Source organism: Microcella alkaliphila, from assembly GCF_004216855.1.
GTDB classification, from domain to species: domain Bacteria; phylum Actinomycetota; class Actinomycetes; order Actinomycetales; family Microbacteriaceae; genus Microcella; species Microcella alkaliphila.
In genome coordinates this window covers 395468-411173 of the sequence record NZ_SGXT01000013.1, presented here as the reverse complement: position 1 = coordinate 411173, position 15706 = coordinate 395468, and the positions used below count along the sequence as shown (strand labels likewise).

Below are 15706 nucleotides of genomic sequence, written 5' to 3'. Positions count from 1 at the left end.
CGCTTAGGCGATGACGACGACCGGCACGATCATGGGCCGGCGGCGGTGTTGCGTGTTGACCCAGCGGCCCACCGTGCGGCGCACGATCTGGCTGTACGCGTGACTGTCGCGCGTGCCGTTCTCGGCCGCCTCCGACAGGGCGCGCACGAGCTGCGGGATCACGTCGTCGAACACACTGTCGTCGGGGGCGAAGCCGCGCGCGTGAATCTCGGGTCCCACAACGACCTTGCCAGTCTGCGCATCGACCGCGACGAAGATCGAAATGAAGCCCTCCTCAGCGAGGATGCGGCGGTCCTTGAGGTCAGCATCCGTGATCTCGCCGACGGTTGACCCGTCGACGTAGACCTCACCGAGATCGAGCTGGCCGACCACGCGAATGACGCCGTCCTTCAAGTCGATGACGGTTCCGTTCTCGGCGAGCACCGTGTTCTCGACCGGGATGCCCGTCTCGATAGCAAGGCGCTGATTGGCCACCAGGTGGCGGGCCTCGCCGTGCACCGGCATGACGTTCTTCGGGCGCACGATGTTGTAGCAGTAGAGCAGCTCACCGGCGGCGGCGTGGCCACTCACGTGGACGCGGGCGTTGCCCTTGTGGACGACGTTCGCGCCCAGCGCGGTCAGACCGTTGATGACGCGGTAGACCGCGTTCTCGTTGCCCGGGATCAGGCTCGAGGCGAGAATGACCGTGTCGCCCTCGCCAATCTCGACCTGGTGCTCAAGATTCGCCATGCGCGCGAGCACCGCCATCGGCTCGCCCTGGCTACCCGTCGACATGTAGACGATGCGGTCGTCAGGCAGGTCGGCGGCCTTGCGGTGGTCGATGAGAATGCCCTCCGGCACCTTCAGGTAGCCGAGCTCCGCAGCGATACCCATGTTGCGCACCATCGAACGGCCGAGCAGCGCCACCCGGCGACCGTTCGCGTGGGCGGCATCGAGCACCTGCTGAACGCGGTGCACGTGGCTCGAGAAGCTCGCGACGATCACGCGGCGCGGGGCCTTCGCGATGACGCTCTCGAGCACGTTGCCGATCTCGCGCTCGACGGGCGTGAATCCCGGCACGTCGGCGTTCGTCGAGTCGGTCATGAACAGGTCGACGCCCTCCTCGCCGAGACGGGCGAACGCGCGGAGGTCGGTGATGCGGCCATCGAGCGGCAGCTGGTCCATCTTGAAGTCGCCGGTGTGCAGCACGAGACCCGCGGGGGTGCGAATGGCGACGGCGAGAGCATCCGGAATCGAGTGGTTCACCGCGACGAATTCGAGATCAAAGGGGGCGAGGCGCTCGCGCTGCCCCTCCTTCACCGCGAGGGTGTACGGGCTGATGCGGTGCTCCTTGAGCTTCGCCTCAATGAGGGCGAGCGTGAGCTGCGAGCCGATGAGCGGGATGTCGGCGCGCAGGCGCAACAGGTAAGGAACTGCGCCGATGTGGTCTTCGTGGCCGTGGGTGAGCACGACGCCGACGACGTCGTCCAGGCGGTCGCGGATCGGCGAGAAGTCAGGCAGGATCAGGTCGACACCGGGCTGGTGCTCCTCGGGGAAGAGCACGCCGCAGTCGACGATGAGCAGCTTGCCGTCGAACTCGAACACGGCCATGTTGCGGCCGATCTCACCGATGCCTCCGAGCGGCGTGACGCGGAGGGTTCCGGGTTCGAGCGCGGGGGCGTCTTCAATGGCGTGGGGCATAAGGGACGGACCTCTGAGTTCTCGTTCGGGCCCGTTCCCGGGCCGGTTGGCGGGGCCTCGCGCCCCCGGGTGGAGTCTTATCGGGTGGTGCCGGCGACCTTCGGGAGGGCGCCGCCCGCCGCTGCATTGCGATCGGGGCGGAAGCGGGTGCGGTCGACGCCCTCGACGTCCTTCACCAGCGCCATCTCGTCTTCGATGATCGCGGCCTCGTAGTCTTCGGGACCGACGAGCGGCAGGCGAACCCGCGGCGAGCCGATGCGTCCGAGACCGTGCAGCACGTACTTCGCGGCGACCGTGCCAGGAACGTGGGTCATGATCGCCCGAACGAGCGGCTCGAGCAGTTGGTGGTGGCGCGTTGCCGTCGCCAGATCGTTCGCGTTCACCGCGTCGACGATCGCGCGGTACGGGGCCGGCGCGATGTTCGCCGTCACGCCGATGAGGCCGGTGCCGCCAATCGCGAGCGTCGGCAAAACGTTCGCGTCGTCGCCCGCGAAGTACATGAGGTCGGTCTGATTCATGACGCGGCTGACCTCGGACAGGTCACCCTTCGCATCCTTCACCGCCACGATGTTCGGATGCTTCGCGGCGCGCAGAATCGTCTCGTACCTAATCTCGATGCCCGCGCGGCCCGGGATGTCGTACAGAATCACCGGCAGGTCAGTCGCGTCAGCGATCATGCGGAAGTGCGTCAGCACACCCGCCTGCGTGGGCTTGTTGTAGTAGGGCGTGACGACCATCACGCCATCGGCGCCGGCCTTCTCGCTCGCCTTGTACAGCTCGATCGCGTGCGCCGTCTCGTTCGAGCCGCCGCCCGTGATGATGGATGCCCGCCCCGCCGCAACCTCTTTGCCCACGGTCACGAGGCGCAACTTCTCGGCGTCGGTAAGCGTCGACGTCTCGCCCGTCGTGCCGGTGACGACAATGCCGTCGGCGCCATGCGTACACAGATAGTCGATGTGCTGCTCGACGCCCGGCCAGTCGACCTCGCCGTCGGCGGTCATCGGCGTCACGAGGGCGACCAAGACCTGGCCGAAGGGGTTCGCTGCACTCACGTACCCAGGCTACCGCGGTGAGCGGGCCGAGCGCCCTACGGGCCCGTGCGGTGACTGCACGCCTCGATGCCTCGGGCGCCAAACGCCGGCGATGACGTATCCGCGACGTGTGCTGTCCGGCAGTGAGGTGTCCGCGACGTCAGCTGTCCGGCGCAACGCTCCTCAGTTCTGAGCCCCATCGATCGAACGTGTCGCCTAGCCCCGGTCGTTGAGGCAACGCGCTGGCAACGCGTATCGACGCCCCGATCAACGGGCCAGCTCACCGGGGCGCAGCGACAGGTGATCGCCCCGCTCGACAACAGACGCGACGGTCTCAACCACGCCCAGGGGATCCGTGAACACCTGCGAGTAGTCGAATCGCAGGACCACGAATCCCAAACTCGTCAACCATGCATCGCGCCGCAGATCGGCCTTTCGGCTCTCCGGCTTCGCGTGGTGCTCTTCACTGTCACACTCGATCAGCAGGCGGTCGCCAACGAGAAGGTCAGCGCGCTCCCCGTATCCGAGAGGTAAGGGCGGCTGAGGAGTAGCCGGAATACCCGCGTCCTGCAGCAGAACACGAAGCACACTTTCCGTGCCCGACTCGGAGCGTCCGTCAACACGGGAAATCACCTCACGGGCCGCGCGAGGCGCCTGCGCCGCGAACAGCGCCCATTCGCGACCCCGGAGATGGCCCCGCTTCAGCGCGGAGTCGAGCACGGCAACAGCAAAGGGCACGGGCAGGCTCGTCGCCACTCGATTCAGAGTCGCCTCACGCGGCGCGATCCCGAACCTCGGCTCCGTGCCGCCTGCTGTCCAGTGAACGCGAATGTGACCACCTCGAACCCCGGTCGTTCGAGCGACGACGTCATCAGAGACCTCGACGTGGAACTGCCGATGAGCGTCAGGCGGGACCCATAGCCCGTGGTACCGGAGCGCCGAGACCCCTGCGACCCGACCGCCAATCCGGGCAGCATCCGCGATGTCGGGATCGAGATCAGGGAGCCCATACACGCCTCGACGGAGACGCACGACCTTCCCTCTGGCCGCCGCCCGCTGGAGGGCTCGCGCTTGAGTCGCGGTGCCTGCAATGTCATGAGTGCGGGCAATACCGCCGAGGCCAGCGAGTCGTTCACAGATGGTCGTCATGACGCGAATATGCGCCGGGCTCGCCGACTTCAGGACCTCACCTCGTGCATTGTGGGATTCCGCGGCCGCGGACTTCGGTGGGGAGGGCGGGATGCGCGCGATTAGCGGTCGCGGATGTCGCTTGCCCCCGGTGCACGCTCGCGACGCGCCGCCTGTCCACGCGGACACGCCGAGGTGATGACGCTCGACCGGGTCGAAGCGACGCGGCGCGGGGCGACGCGGGGCGGACCTACGGGGCGACGCGGCCGTTCGTGTTGAACGTCTCGTAGGTGAGGGGCATCAGCTCGGCGAAGTGCTCTTCCATCTGCTCGGCGACCATCTCGATCTCGCGCTGCGGGAACGACGGGAAGTGCGTGCCCTCGCGCTTGGTGCGCAAGCTGAGGAAGTTCATGAGCGAGCGCGCGTTCATCGTCACGTACATCGTCGAGTAGATCGTGACGGGGAGGACCGCCCTGGCGACCTCGCGCGCGATGCCAGCGTCGAGCATCCGCTGGTAGGAGGCGTATGCGGCCTCGCACGACGCGCGCACCTCGGCGTCGACGAGGGCGTGCTGCTCGGGCGTTCCGGGGAGGAACTCGTAGGCGCCGGGCTTTCCGACCTGCACGAGGTTGCGCTCGGCGCCCGGCACGTAGAACACCGGACGCAGCTCGCGGTAGCGGCCCGACTCTTCGTTGTAGGAGGCGATGCGGTGGCGCATGAACTCGCGGAAGACGAAGATCGGCGCCTGCACGTAGAAGGTCATCGAGTTGTGCTCGAACGGCGAGCCGTGCCGGTCGCGCATCAGGTAGTTGATGAGCCCGCGGTCGCGCACCGTCGCCGCGTCACCGGCAGCGGCCGCGTCGAGCGTCTTCTCGCCCTGCGTCGACACGCGCGCTGCGAACAGCACGTCGGAGTCGGCGGCGCTCGAGCGCACCAGCTCAACCGTCACATCGGACCGGAACACGACCTCGTCTGACTGCTCGCTCACGGTCGAAACCCTAGCCGCCCACGCCGACAGCAGAGGCCGCCACACGCCCGCACGCGGCGTCACGCGGCGTCACAGGCGGGGAATATTTCGGATGGGCCCCGTATTTTCTTGTGTGTGGATCCCCTGTTCGCTCTCGCAACGCTGGCCGCGCTTGTCGCGGTGTCGGCCCTCATCGGCATCGGCGTGCGCGCCGCGCAGGGTCGCGTACGCGCCGACGGCCAGCACGTTGACCGCGCCCTGACCGCCGAGGGGGTCGAGCTCACCCTGCTGCAGCTGTCGAGCCCGGTCTGCTCGGCCTGTGCCGCCATGCGCCGCGTGGGCGGGCAGCTGGCGAGCGACGACGCGACGATCGGCCACCGCGAGATTGACGTCACCGAGCATCCCGAAATGGTGCGCGAGCTCGGCATCATGAGCACCCCGACCACCCTCGTAGTCGACCGCGCTGGTCGCGTACGCTCTCGCATCATCGGCGCCGCAACCGTCGACACGGTGCGCCAGACGCTGCAGGATGCTCGCACCATTCGCGAGGAGGTCGCCGCGTGAGCGCCGCATCGCCTGCTGCGACCGGCATCGACCCGCGCGGCCCGCGCTTCGGCGCAGCCATCACGAGCGCGCTGTTGCTCGTGACTGTCGGCCTCGCCCTTGTCACCCCGATCTCCGCGACGGCCGTCGATCGCCTGCTCGAACCCGCCGCTCTGCTTCTCGTCGTGCTGGTGGCGCTCTTCGCGTGGGGTGCGTTCGCGGGCATCCAGCGACACCCCTACGGGGCCGTGTTCCGTGCCCTCGTCGCCCCGCGTCTCGGCCCGCCGAGCGAGCGCGAAGACCCGGCGGCTCCCACCTTTGCCCAGGGAGTCGGCCTGCTCGTCACCGGCACGGGTCTCGTGCTGCACCTGCTGGGCGTGCCGGGTGCGCTGGCGGTCGCCGCAGCTGCCGCCTTTGTTGCGGCCTTCCTGAACGCTGCGTTCGCGTACTGCCTCGGCTGCCAGATGTACGTGCTGCTCGTGCGCGCCGGCCTGATCGGCCGCCGCACCGCCTGAGAGTCCTCCCTACCGACGTGCGGCCCCGCGCTCTAGGCTGGTGCTCCCGACCGCACGGCGACGAAGGAGACCAGCCATGGCAGTGACGAGCGAAGCAACGACCCTCTGGTTCGGGTCACTGACCGAGGGGCACGGAACCACCTCGCTCGACACCTCCGACTCCGCCGAGTTTCCCGTCACGTGGGCTGCCCGCAGTGAGGGTGTGGCGGGCACCACGAATCCCGAAGAGCTGCTCGGCGCAGCACACTCGGCCTGCTATTCAATGGCGTTGTCGCACGCGTTGACGGGCGCAGGTCACCCGCCCGAGAGCCTGCAGGTGACGGCGGCGGTGACGTTCCAGCCCGGTGAGGGCATCACCGGCAGCCACCTGCTCGTCAACGCGAAGGTTCCCGGCCTCAGCCCCGAACAGTTCGCCACCTTCGCCGAGGACGCCAAGACGGGCTGCCCCGTCTCCGCCGCTCTCGCGGGCGTCTCGATCACGCTCGAAGCGACGCTCGCCTAAATGGCAGCATCCACGCCCCTCCGGGTGCTGATCGCGGGCGCCTCCGGCATGATCGGCACCGAGCTGCAGAGCCAGCTGCGCGCGGACGGTCACGAGGTGCTGACGCTCGTTCGCCGAACCCCGAAGAAAGACACCGAGTTCGCCTGGTCGCCGGAATCCCGCGTGCTCGACTTCCGCATCCTCGAATCGGTGGATGCGGTGGTGAACCTGTCGGGCGCCTCCATTTCGCGCATCCCCTGGACGTCCGGCTGGAAGAAGCAGATCCTCGAGTCACGGGTGCACGCCACCCGCGCCCTCGCGGAGGCGATGGGCATGGCGAGCACTCCCCCGCGCGTCTTCGTCAGCGGCTCGGCGGTCGGCATCTACGGCGACCAGCCCGCCGTGCGCCTCGACGAGAACGCTCCCCGCGGTTACGGCTTCTTGGCCGACGTCGTCGCGGCGTGGGAGGAGGCGGCATTACTCGCCCCCGAAGAAACGCGCGTCGTTCTTGCGCGCACCGGCCTCGTCATCGGGCCGGGCGGCGCGATGACGCCGCTGCGCGTGCTCACCGGCCTCGGCGCGGCGGCGCGCGTCGCCACCGGTGGCCAACACTGGCCGTGGATCAGCTTGTACGACGAGGCGGCGGCGATCCGGCACCTCCTCACGTCGAGCCTCAGGGGGCCGGTGAACCTCGCCGGCCCAACGCCCGCCACGAGCGACCGGGTGACCCGCGCACTCGCCGCCGCGATGCACCGCTGGCACCTGTTCACGCTGCCCGAGAAACTCATCTCGGTCGGCATGGGTGAGGCGGGCCGCGAACTGCTGCTCGCGAGCCAGAAGGTCGTGCCGCAGCGCCTGCTCGACGACGGCTTTACCTTCCGTGACGAGACGGTGGAGGACGCGATTCAGGCGCTCGTGAACCCGCAGCGGGTGGCGGCGTAGAGAAAGCGCCGTGAGCATCCGATCTCGGGATGCGCGCCGCGCGTCAGCGCCGGCTGCCGCGTTCGCGCCGAATCGCCTCGCGCGTCGCCCAGCGAGCACGGCGCCGGTCTCGGGCCGCGTCGTAGGCGAGCGCGAGCCGGAACCAGTTCTGCCATGGTTTCTCGTCGGCCTCGACCTCGGCACGATAGCGCAGGAACAGCTCATCGGCGCGTTCCCGGTCGAGGCGGCCGCTGGCCGTCGCGGGCAGGGTGTCGTCGGGGAGCCCGCCCTCCGCCTCAAGCAGACCCGCGAGGCGCTCGGCGGCGAATCCGAAGCGGATCTCGGCGATGAGCGCCCAGCCGCCGATGAGCGGGAGCACGATCAGGGCCCAGCCCATCGCCTGCACGACGGGTAGGGGGTCACCCACGAGTCGCACGGCGTACAGCGCCACGACGACGAGGTAGAGCGCGAGCAGCAGCGCCATGACGGCGACGCCGAGGCGGGTGCGGGTCACGTGCCCTGCCCGGTGAGCCCGATGAGGGTGTCGAGCCCGACCGTCAGGCCGGTGTGGGCCGTCGCGGCGCGCAACGCCGCGAGGATGCCCTGCTCGTAACTCGACGCCGACTGCGTCTGGTGGCGGAGCGTGAGCACCTCACCGTCGCCGCCGAAGTGCACCTCCTGCTGCGCGACGACGCCCTGCAGTCGCAGCGAGTGCACCGGCACGCCGGCCACCTGCTGCCCGCGGGCCCGCTGGTCGACGTGCGGGGCGACGACGGGGCCGATCTCGGCGCGGGCGCGGCCGATGAGTTCAGCGGTGCGTACGGCGGTGCCCGACGGCGAGTCGACCTTCGCCGCGTGATGCCCCTCGACGATCTCGATCGACTCGTAGAAGCGGGCCGCGATCGTCGCGAAGTGCGTGGCGAGTACCGAGCCGACCGAGAAGTTCGGCACGACGATGACGCCGCGCTCGGGGTGCTCGGCGAGGAGGGCGCGCAGGGTGCGCAGGCGCTCCTCGCTCCAGCCGCTCGTGCCGACGACGACGTCGAGGCCAGCCCGAACCGCGTGGTCGACCACGGTGCCGGAGACCCCAGGCGTCGTGACGTCGAGCACGACGTCGGAGCCGAGCATCTCGTCGAGGTCGCTGCAGGAGTTCAGCTGGGCGGCGAGAACGAGATCGGACTGCTGTGCGATGACGTCGCACGCGACGGAGCCGAGGCGTCCGCTCGCGCCGACGACGGCGACCCGGGTGACCATGACTTGAGCCTAGTCGCGTGCTTCCGCACGAATGCCGAGACGTGACTACGCTCGGGGGGCGTGACCGTCTTTCGCGTGAGCGCCGCCGATGACCCGGCCGCGCGCATCCTGCTCGTTCAGTACGCCGCGTGGCGGGCCGCGGCGTTCGCGAAGCAGGGGCTGTCGTACCGGGTCGCGCCCGCTCGGCCGGAGGAATTGACCGGCGAACGGGGCGTTTTTCTCATCGCGGAAGGCGAGAACCTCGCCGGCGAGGCGGCCGACGTGGGCTGCGCCGGCATTCGGATGCTCGCTGACGACCCCGACGGACGTCGCGCTGAACTGAAACACCTCTGGGTTCAGCCTCACGCGCGAGGGGCGGGTGTCGGCGCCGAGCTCGTTCGTGAACTGATGCGCCGGGCGCGCGACGATTTCCGCGCGCACGAGTTGGTGCTCGACTCACACGATTCGCTCGCCTCGGCGGCCGCCCTCTATCGGGCGCTCGGGTTCCGTCCGGTCGAGCCGTACAACGACAACCCCAACGCGAACGTCTGGCTGGGGCGTCGCCTCGACGACCCTACGACAGGCTGAGGAACATCTTCTCGAGCTGCGCGACCTCGAGGGCCTGATCGTCGCTGTCCTCGCGGAGGCACTCCTTCATCGCCGATGCGATGATCGCGAACCCGGCGCGGTCAACAGCGCTGGACACGGCGGAGAGTTGCGTGACGATGTCGCGGCAGTCGCGACCGTCGTCAATCATCGACAGCACGGCGCCGAGCTGACCCTGCGCGCGGCGTAGCCGGTTGACGATGCGGCCAACCTCGTCGGCGGGGATGGTGGTCATGCGTCTTCTCCGGTTTCGTAGTCGAGCCCCCGTTGGATCCACGCCATGGTGCCGCCCGCAACCGACACGGCCTCGACGCCGTGGGCGTTCAGGTAGTCGGCTGCCCGAAGGCTACGCGCCCCGGAGCGACAAATCACGTAGACCGTGTCGTCGTGGGTTGCCAGCTCGCCCACCGCATCGGGAATTGTCGCCAGTGGAATGAGCTGCACTCCCGGGACGCGCGCCTCGGCGTACTCGTCGGGCTCGCGCACGTCGATCACACGCGCTCCCGTCGCCATCACCTCGACGAGTTGGTCAACATCGATCTCGGCACTCATGCGGCGTGTCCTTTCGTGGGAAGCCCGGTGGCGGCGGCGCCGGCTGACCAGGTGAGGTAGCCGCCGTCGAGATTGGCCACCGTCACACCGTACTGCTCCAGCAGTCGCGCCGCAGTGTGGCCGCGCTGACCGACCTTGCAGTGCACGATGACGCGCTTGCCGCGCAAACCCTCGGCGTGCTCGCGAAGCTCATCGAGCGGGATCAGCCGTGAACCCGGAATCGCTCCGGCGGCGTTCTCCTCGTCCGTTCGCACGTCGACGAGGATCCAGCCGTCGGCCTGGCGGGCACGGAGCTCGTGCCACTGCACGCTCTGCTCGCCGCCCGCGAGGTTGTCGGCGATGTAGCCCAGCATGTTCACCGGATCTTTGGCGCTCGCGAACTGTGGCGCGTAGGCCAGTTCGAGGTCGGCGAGCGCGCTGGCGGTGAGACCGCCGGCCATCGCGGTGGCGATGACGTCGATGCGCTTGTCGGCACCAGACTCGCCCACCGCCTGCGCACCCAGGATGCGGTCGGTCTGCTCATCGACGATCAGCTTCATCGCGAGTTGGGTCGCACCCGGGTAGTAGCCGGCGTGGTCCAGGGGGTGGGTGTGGATCACCCGGATCGCGCGGCCCTCGTCGCGCAGCTCGCGCTCGGTGCGCCCGACCGCCGCGGCGGTGAGGCCGAACAGCCCGATGATTGCGGTCCCGAGAGCGGGAACCGCGGCGTGCGGCCGCCCGGCGATCGCGTCGGCGGCGAGCCTGCCGTGCCGGTTAGCGAGACCGGCGAGCCAGACCGGCGTTGCCGGGCCGTCGACGCGCTGCTTGACCACCGCATCCCCCACCGCCCAGATGTGCGGGTCGGACGTGCGCTGGTAGTCGTCGACGACGATGTAGCCGCGCTCGTCGAGCGCGAGGCCGGCGTCGCGCGCGAGGCCGCTCTCGGGGCGGACCCCGACGCTCAGGACGACGAGGTCGGCAGGAATCTGCTCGCCCTCCCCCACGACGACGTGTTTGTCACCGATGGCGACAAGACTCGTCTCAAGGCGGAGAGTGACCCCGGCCTCTCGAATGCGCTGTGCAACCAGCTCGGCCATCTCGACGTCGAAGGGTCGCAACACCTGCGGCAGCATTTCCACGATCGTCACGTCGAGCCCGCGGTGGTGCAGATTCTCGGCGAGTTCGAGCCCGATGAAGCCCGCACCCGCGACGACGGCCCGCGTGGCACCTTTTGCCGCCGCAATGATGGCGTCCATGTCGGCGAGGTCGCGTAGGACGAGGCCCCGCTCAACGCCCGGAATCGGGATGCGCACGGGCGACGCGCCGGGGCTCAGAACGAGAGCGTCGTACGGGATGCTCTCCTCGCCTCCCGAGGCGAGGTCGCGCACCATGACCGTCCGCGCATCCGGGTCGATCGCGATCGCCTCCGTGCGCACCCGCACGTCGAGCGCGAAACGCTCTCCGAGAGCGGCGGGCGTCTGCAGTATGAGGGCATCGCGGTCGTCGATCACCCCGCCCACGTGGTACGGCAGACCGCAGTTGGCGAAGGAGACGTGCTCCCCTCTCTCGACGACGATGATGCGGGCGCGCTCGTCCAGGCGGCGCAAGCGGGTGGCTGCGGACATGCCACCAGCGACGCCACCGATGATGACGTAGGTGCGGGTTTCGCTCATGCCCTGAGAGTATACCCCCTGGGGTATTTTTGCAACAGGGTGCCACGGGCCTGCCCCCGCCTCACTCAGGCTGCTTTCGAGTCATGCCCAGCAGCGTGTGACACGCTCGCTCCATCATGGCCCGACCCGCCGCCGTCACGCGCATGCGCGCCCGAGTACTCACGATCTTCTCGGGCGAGCCGAACGGTCAGCCCGCCTGGGTGCGTGCGCTCGCCGACGGGGACGACGAGGGTTTTTTCGGCCCGGGCTCGGCCGTGTGGGAGGTGCACAACGGGATACCCACGGTCGTCGCCGGCATTCGCGCCCTCCTCATGCAGACCTTGCACCCCGGCGCCATGGCCGGCGTGCACGATCATTCCCGCTACAAGGAGGACCCCCTCGGACGCCTCGCCGGCACGGTGCGCTGGGTACTGACGACGACGTTCGCGGACCGCGCCCGCGCCACGGAGGTCTGCCAGCAGATCACGCGCCTGCACGAAAAGGTGCGCGGAGACTACGCAGGCTCGGACGGCGCGCCGGCGTCGTACTCGGCCGAGGACGCCGACCTCATCGGCTGGGTGCACTGCGTCTTCGCCGACGCGTTCCTCGGCTGCCACGAGACGTGGGGCGGGCCGATCCCCGGTGGCGCCGACGCCTACGTCGATGAGTGGGCGACCGCGGGCCGCCTGATGGGCATGGCCGATCCTCCGCGCACTCGTGACGCGCTCCACGCGGCCATCGCGTCCTACCGACCCGTATTGCGCCGTGACGACCGCGTCGATGATGCGGTGCGCTGGCTCCGCCGTCCCCCGCTGGGACCCGGTGCCGGCCCGGTCTACCGCATCTTCTTCGCTGGCGCCGTCGCGTCGCTTCCCCCCGAATACCGGCGGATGCTCGGCCTCCGCCGCCCGTGGTGGCCGGCGATCACGGCGACGCGCATCGGGCTGGGCATCATGCGGCGCCTGCTCGGCACCGAGTCATCGAGCATGGCCTACACGAAGGCGCGGCTTGAGCGCCTCGAGGCGGCGAGCGCCGAGCGTTAGAAGGGCTGCTCGACGGGGAGCCCTGTGCGCAACTCCGCGGGCAGGTGCCCGAGGTCGTTGTGGGTCACGAGCACGGGCGGCTTGGCCGAGCGCACGCGAATGATCGTGAGCCCGCAGTTCGCCTGATTGACGCCCATCCACCGCCACGCCGGAGCGCCAAAGACCTCGCGGACAAACCACGCGATGACGAAGTTGTGCGTGATCAGCAGGTCGTGACGGTCCTCACGGGAGGGCGACAACCATTCGGCCGTGGCGTCCGCCATCTGCGCCTCGCCAGCGGCGATCTCCTCCGGGGTTATTCCCCCGAAGAAGGGCTCGAAGGCCGCGGGCATCGACGGTTCGGGGCCGGACGGCACGCAGTCCATCAGCAGGCTCGAGAGCTGGGGCTCGATCGAGGGCATCCGTTCGGTCATGTAGTTCGCCGTTTCGACCGCCCGCTGCAGGGGCGAGGTGTGCACGCTCGCGAAGGGAACGCCGCTCAGCCGCTCAGCGATCGCGCGGGCCTGCCGCTGCCCTCGGCCACTCAGGGGGCCGTCGGGAAGTCCGTGTTCCGCGTCTTGCTGTTCTCCATGTCGCACCAGATACACATACCGAGACACGTCGTCGCACACTCCTTTGTCGGCCCCATCGAGCCTAGGCCATTGCCTGATACGACTCGCCGGGGCTCCGTGCCCCGAATTGGGGGCAGACCGGTACGCTTGCGGACAGACGAGCTTGTCTGTCCGCATGCTACTGTGACGGCACACACCCCGATCAAGGAGACCCCGGTGACCCTGACAGCCCCCAACCCCGCAGCCACGGCGCGACGCGAGCGCCCCATGGCCCCCGCGAAGGTCCGCATCTTAGAGACCGCGTTGCGCCTGTTCTATGACGAGGGCATCCGCGCGACCGGCGTCGATCTACTGATCGCGGAGTCATCGGTCACGAAGGCCACCTTCTACAAGCACTTCGGGTCGAAAGATCGCCTCGTGCTCGACTACGTCGAGATTCAGCGTCAGCGCGGCGAGGCGCGGCTAGAGGATGCCATCGGGGATGCTCGCGGTGCCGCCGCGACCATCGGTCGCGTTGTCGACATGGTCGAGGCCACGATCGAAAGCGACAGCTATCGGGGCTGCCCGTTCATGAACGCCGCGGCCGAGTACCCCGACCGCCAGCACCCCGTGCGCGAGGTCACCTCGGCCTACACCGACCACGTCGCCGCGCGGCTGTCGGAGGTCTTCGCCGAACTGGAACACCCGCTGCCGGGCGCTGCGGCCGATGAGCTGACGCTCGCGATCAACGGCGCGTACGCCTGGTCGTACATGGCCGATGACGTCGCCGCCCGCGCGGGCCTGCGTCGGGTCGCCGAGCGCCTTATCGCTGAGTGCGACGCTCCGCGCTGACCCTGTCGAGTTCCGTCAGTTCGTGGCGGCTCAACGCCGTCCAGGGGGCCGCCATCACGGCGTCCAGCTGATCGGAGTGACTCACTGACACCACCGGAGCGACGACGCTCGGTCGAGACAACAGCCATGACAGGCCCACAGTGGTCACGGTCGTGCCAGTGCGTTCGGCGATGCGGTCCATCGTCGATAGCAGCTTCAGCCCGTGTCGGTTGAGGTGCGGCGCCGCCTCCGGCCCGCGTCGGTACCGTTCGAGGTCGGCGCGGCTCCGGTACTTGCCCGTCAAGAAGCCACCGGCCAGCGCGAACCGCGGCATGACGCCCAGGTCGAGTTGAGCAACAACGCGCGCGAGATCACCCTCGTACTCGTCGCGATGGACGAGGTTGTAGTGGTTCTGCACCGCCACCATTGGGGCGACCCCGAGTTGGCCCGACGCGATACGCGCCTCGAACAGTCGGTTGCCCGTGTGATGACTGCCCCCGAAGTACCGCACGTCGCCGGCGCGGATCAGCTCGTCGACCGCCAGAAGCGTCTCATCGAACGGCACCGACTCATCGTCGATGTGCAGGTACAGCAGGTCGATGTGGCTGACGCGAAGGCGTTGCAGCGATGCCTTGACCGCGCGCTCGACTGCCAGTGCAGACAGACCAGGGTTGTCGGCGCTCTTGCCGACCTTCGTCGCAATCGTGAGCCGGTCGCGGTTGCCGCGCTCGCGCATCCAATTGCCGATCATGATTTCGCTGCGCCCGCCAGCGTACGAGTCGGCGGTGTCGATGAATGTGCCGCCGCGTTCGACGAAGCGGTTCAGGATTGCCGTCGTCGTCGGCCCATCGGTGGTCCACCCGAAGACGGTGCCGCTCAGGGCGATGGGGAAAACCGTGAGCGCGCTGCCGCCGATTCGACGCAGAACCGCGGTCGGCCCCGTGGGCAGAGACGACGGCGAGCTCGGGCCAGACACCTGCACCGGGGGGGAGAGCGCGCCGGAATCCGTCCGGGGGCTACCGGAGGGTGCCGTCATGCCGACCTCAATTCGGGCGCGGGTTCACCGCGTGGGTTGGCTCAGAGAATAACGCTGCGCGACGGAGGGGTTCGTGACCGCCACGCAATCGTTATGCGGGCGTTCTCTCTCACGAAAAACCGGGGGCGGGCTCGGAAAAGCCCACCCCCGGAGAACCGCCCGCGTTACGTCGTGACGGGGTCGGTCGTGACGGCCGAGGGCGCGACCTCGCCGATTCCCGACGAGACCTTTGCCGCCTGGATGGCGACGATGCCGAAGCCCACCTTGTTGATCACGTCGGCGACGACGTAGATGCACGCCGCGATACTCACGGCAAGTGCGATGTCAGCCCCACCGATCTGCAGGAACTGCTCAATCGCGGTGGCGATCGGGTAGATCGCCCAGCCGATGACCACGAACAGGCGCATGATGCGCACAGCGCGCTGAGCGTGCTCAGGCCCGTTCGAGATGTCGATCTGGAAGATCTGCCAGATGATGTAGAACCACGCCAGCGACGAGATGACGAACAGGATAATCGTGCTCGGCGCACCGGGAACGCCCGTCTCACCGAGATAGCCGGTAACGATCATGACGAGGTCGGCGATGACGATCTTCGTCACGAAGCCCTTCTTTGCCGCGCCGGCGAGGGCGACGATGATGCCGAATTCGATGAGCAGCAACGGTGTCGTGATCAGCCAGTCGATGTAGCGCAGTTCGACCGTGTCGCGGATCGCCTCGACGCCGATGTCACCGAGGGGGAACTGCACCACGTCCTTCATGACGTAATACAGGACCGCCGCGACGAACGCGATGACCGTGGCGTAGGTCGCCACGGGGCGCAGTTCCGGCTTCAGGTCATTGCGTTCCATGAAGAACCACAGTGCTCCTGCCGCCATAGCGACGAAGCCCAACATGAAGAACGCCTGCACAATCTGGAATTCCACGATGCTCCTTTGGATCGAGAATCCGCTCGCCACCAGTGCGGCGAGCACGGGGGTT

The 15706-nt window shown here is 68.6% G+C and carries 19 protein-coding genes; 7 read left to right on the top strand and 12 right to left on the bottom strand.

All coding sequences use genetic code 11. From position 1 onward, the window contains the following. Window positions 1–3: 3 nt before the first annotated feature. The 4 genes from EV140_RS05385 to thyX form a co-directional block, all read right to left on the bottom strand. Window positions 4–1680, bottom strand: coding sequence for a ribonuclease J (locus tag EV140_RS05385; protein ID WP_130281771.1), 1677 nt, complete (start codon window positions 1678–1680; stop codon window positions 4–6). Between the two features lie 77 nt (window positions 1681–1757). Then, window positions 1758–2732: a 4-hydroxy-tetrahydrodipicolinate synthase gene (gene dapA, locus EV140_RS05380; protein WP_130281769.1), complete on the bottom strand. Its 975-nt coding sequence runs from the start codon at window positions 2730–2732 to the stop codon at window positions 1758–1760. Window positions 2733–2978: 246 nt separating this feature from the next. Further along, window positions 2979–3467, bottom strand: a complete 489-nt coding sequence (locus EV140_RS13220) for an endonuclease domain-containing protein (RefSeq protein WP_157985608.1) — start codon at window positions 3465–3467, stop codon at window positions 2979–2981. Window positions 3468–4089: 622 nt separating this feature from the next. Further along, window positions 4090–4827, bottom strand: coding sequence for an FAD-dependent thymidylate synthase (gene thyX, locus EV140_RS05370; protein WP_130281767.1), 738 nt, complete (start codon window positions 4825–4827; stop codon window positions 4090–4092). Between the two features lie 114 nt (window positions 4828–4941). Here thyX and EV140_RS05365 point away from each other — a divergent pair, with 114 nt between their 5' ends. From EV140_RS05365 to EV140_RS05350, 4 genes are all read left to right on the top strand, one after another. Continuing rightward, window positions 4942–5370, top strand: a complete 429-nt coding sequence (locus EV140_RS05365) for a thioredoxin family protein (protein ID WP_157985607.1) — start codon at window positions 4942–4944, stop codon at window positions 5368–5370. After that, entirely contained in the window at window positions 5367–5864 is a 498-nt protein-coding gene (locus tag EV140_RS05360; protein WP_130281765.1) for a DUF4395 domain-containing protein, read from the top strand. The genes EV140_RS05365 and EV140_RS05360 overlap by 4 nt, the downstream gene beginning before the upstream one ends. A gap of 76 nt (window positions 5865–5940) precedes the next feature. Next, window positions 5941–6366 (top strand): OsmC family peroxiredoxin, encoded by a 426-nt coding sequence (locus tag EV140_RS05355; RefSeq protein WP_096421113.1) that lies wholly within the window; start codon window positions 5941–5943, stop codon window positions 6364–6366. Beyond that, window positions 6367–7287: a TIGR01777 family oxidoreductase gene (locus EV140_RS05350; RefSeq protein ID WP_130281764.1), complete on the top strand. Its 921-nt coding sequence runs from the start codon at window positions 6367–6369 to the stop codon at window positions 7285–7287. Between the two features lie 43 nt (window positions 7288–7330). Here the strand turns inward: EV140_RS05350 and EV140_RS05345 are convergent, their stop codons facing one another. Next, window positions 7331–7780, bottom strand: a complete 450-nt coding sequence (locus tag EV140_RS05345; protein WP_241971307.1) for a hypothetical protein — start codon at window positions 7778–7780, stop codon at window positions 7331–7333. Beyond that, window positions 7777–8520 carry a 4-hydroxy-tetrahydrodipicolinate reductase gene (gene dapB / locus EV140_RS05340; protein WP_130281763.1) on the bottom strand — a complete coding sequence of 248 codons (744 nt, stop codon included), beginning with the start codon at window positions 8518–8520 and terminating at the stop codon, window positions 7777–7779. Before dapB ends, EV140_RS05345 begins: the two co-directional genes overlap by 4 nt. Window positions 8521–8580: 60 nt before the next feature. Between dapB and EV140_RS05335 the strand changes: the two genes are divergently transcribed. Next, window positions 8581–9087, top strand: a complete 507-nt coding sequence (locus tag EV140_RS05335) for a GNAT family N-acetyltransferase (protein WP_130281762.1) — start codon at window positions 8581–8583, stop codon at window positions 9085–9087. Here the strand turns inward: EV140_RS05335 and EV140_RS05330 are convergent. The 3 genes from EV140_RS05330 to EV140_RS05320 are packed head-to-tail and all read right to left on the bottom strand — an operon-like array spanning window position 9074 to window position 11309. Beyond that, complete coding sequence (locus EV140_RS05330) at window positions 9074–9340, bottom strand: metal-sensitive transcriptional regulator (RefSeq protein WP_130281761.1); 267 nt, start codon at window positions 9338–9340, stop codon at window positions 9074–9076. The genes EV140_RS05335 and EV140_RS05330 overlap by 14 nt on opposite strands. Continuing rightward, the gene (locus EV140_RS05325; protein ID WP_130281760.1) at window positions 9337–9657 is read right to left on the bottom strand and encodes a rhodanese-like domain-containing protein; all 321 of its coding nucleotides are present in this window, start codon (window positions 9655–9657) and stop codon (window positions 9337–9339) included. Before EV140_RS05325 ends, EV140_RS05330 begins: the two co-directional genes overlap by 4 nt. Continuing rightward, entirely contained in the window at window positions 9654–11309 is a 1656-nt protein-coding gene (locus tag EV140_RS05320; RefSeq protein ID WP_130281758.1) for an FAD-dependent oxidoreductase, read from the bottom strand. Before EV140_RS05320 ends, EV140_RS05325 begins: the two co-directional genes overlap by 4 nt. 116 nt (window positions 11310–11425) lie before the next feature. Here EV140_RS05320 and EV140_RS05315 point away from each other — a divergent pair, with 116 nt between their 5' ends. Next, the gene (locus EV140_RS05315) at window positions 11426–12331 is read left to right on the top strand and encodes an oxygenase MpaB family protein (RefSeq protein WP_130281756.1); all 906 of its coding nucleotides are present in this window, start codon (window positions 11426–11428) and stop codon (window positions 12329–12331) included. Here the strand turns inward: EV140_RS05315 and EV140_RS05310 are convergent. Continuing rightward, window positions 12328–12930 carry a histidine phosphatase family protein gene (locus tag EV140_RS05310; RefSeq protein WP_130281754.1) on the bottom strand — a complete coding sequence of 201 codons (603 nt, stop codon included), beginning with the start codon at window positions 12928–12930 and terminating at the stop codon, window positions 12328–12330. The two genes, EV140_RS05315 and EV140_RS05310, sit on opposite strands and share 4 nt — an antisense overlap. A gap of 168 nt (window positions 12931–13098) precedes the next feature. Between EV140_RS05310 and EV140_RS05305 the strand changes: the two genes are divergently transcribed. Continuing rightward, complete coding sequence (locus tag EV140_RS05305) at window positions 13099–13713, top strand: TetR/AcrR family transcriptional regulator (protein WP_157985606.1); 615 nt, start codon at window positions 13099–13101, stop codon at window positions 13711–13713. On the opposite strand, the gene EV140_RS05300 is transcribed toward EV140_RS05305, so the two are convergent. Further along, window positions 13685–14728 (bottom strand): aldo/keto reductase, encoded by a 1044-nt coding sequence (locus EV140_RS05300; RefSeq protein WP_130281750.1) that lies wholly within the window; start codon window positions 14726–14728, stop codon window positions 13685–13687. The two genes, EV140_RS05305 and EV140_RS05300, sit on opposite strands and share 29 nt — an antisense overlap. A gap of 164 nt (window positions 14729–14892) precedes the next feature. After that, window positions 14893–15699: a bacteriorhodopsin gene (locus EV140_RS05295; protein ID WP_130281748.1), complete on the bottom strand. Its 807-nt coding sequence runs from the start codon at window positions 15697–15699 to the stop codon at window positions 14893–14895. Between the last annotated feature and the right edge of the window lie 7 nt (window positions 15700–15706).

Coding starts and splice junctions, on each gene's coding strand:
- EV140_RS05385 (WP_130281771.1), bottom strand. CDS start 1,680: ATGCCCCACGCCATTGAAGACGCCCCCGCGCTCGAACCCGGAACCCTC.
- EV140_RS05355 (WP_096421113.1), top strand. CDS start 5,941: ATGGCAGTGACGAGCGAAGCAACGACCCTCTGGTTCGGGTCACTGACC.
- EV140_RS05350 (WP_130281764.1), top strand. CDS start 6,367: ATGGCAGCATCCACGCCCCTCCGGGTGCTGATCGCGGGCGCCTCCGGC.
- dapB (WP_130281763.1), bottom strand. CDS start 8,520: ATGGTCACCCGGGTCGCCGTCGTCGGCGCGAGCGGACGCCTCGGCTCC.
- EV140_RS05330 (WP_130281761.1), bottom strand. CDS start 9,340: ATGACCACCATCCCCGCCGACGAGGTTGGCCGCATCGTCAACCGGCTA.
- EV140_RS05325 (WP_130281760.1), bottom strand. CDS start 9,657: ATGAGTGCCGAGATCGATGTTGACCAACTCGTCGAGGTGATGGCGACG.
- EV140_RS05320 (WP_130281758.1), bottom strand. CDS start 11,309: ATGAGCGAAACCCGCACCTACGTCATCATCGGTGGCGTCGCTGGTGGC.
- EV140_RS05315 (WP_130281756.1), top strand. CDS start 11,426: ATGGCCCGACCCGCCGCCGTCACGCGCATGCGCGCCCGAGTACTCACG.
- EV140_RS05300 (WP_130281750.1), bottom strand. CDS start 14,728: ATGACGGCACCCTCCGGTAGCCCCCGGACGGATTCCGGCGCGCTCTCC.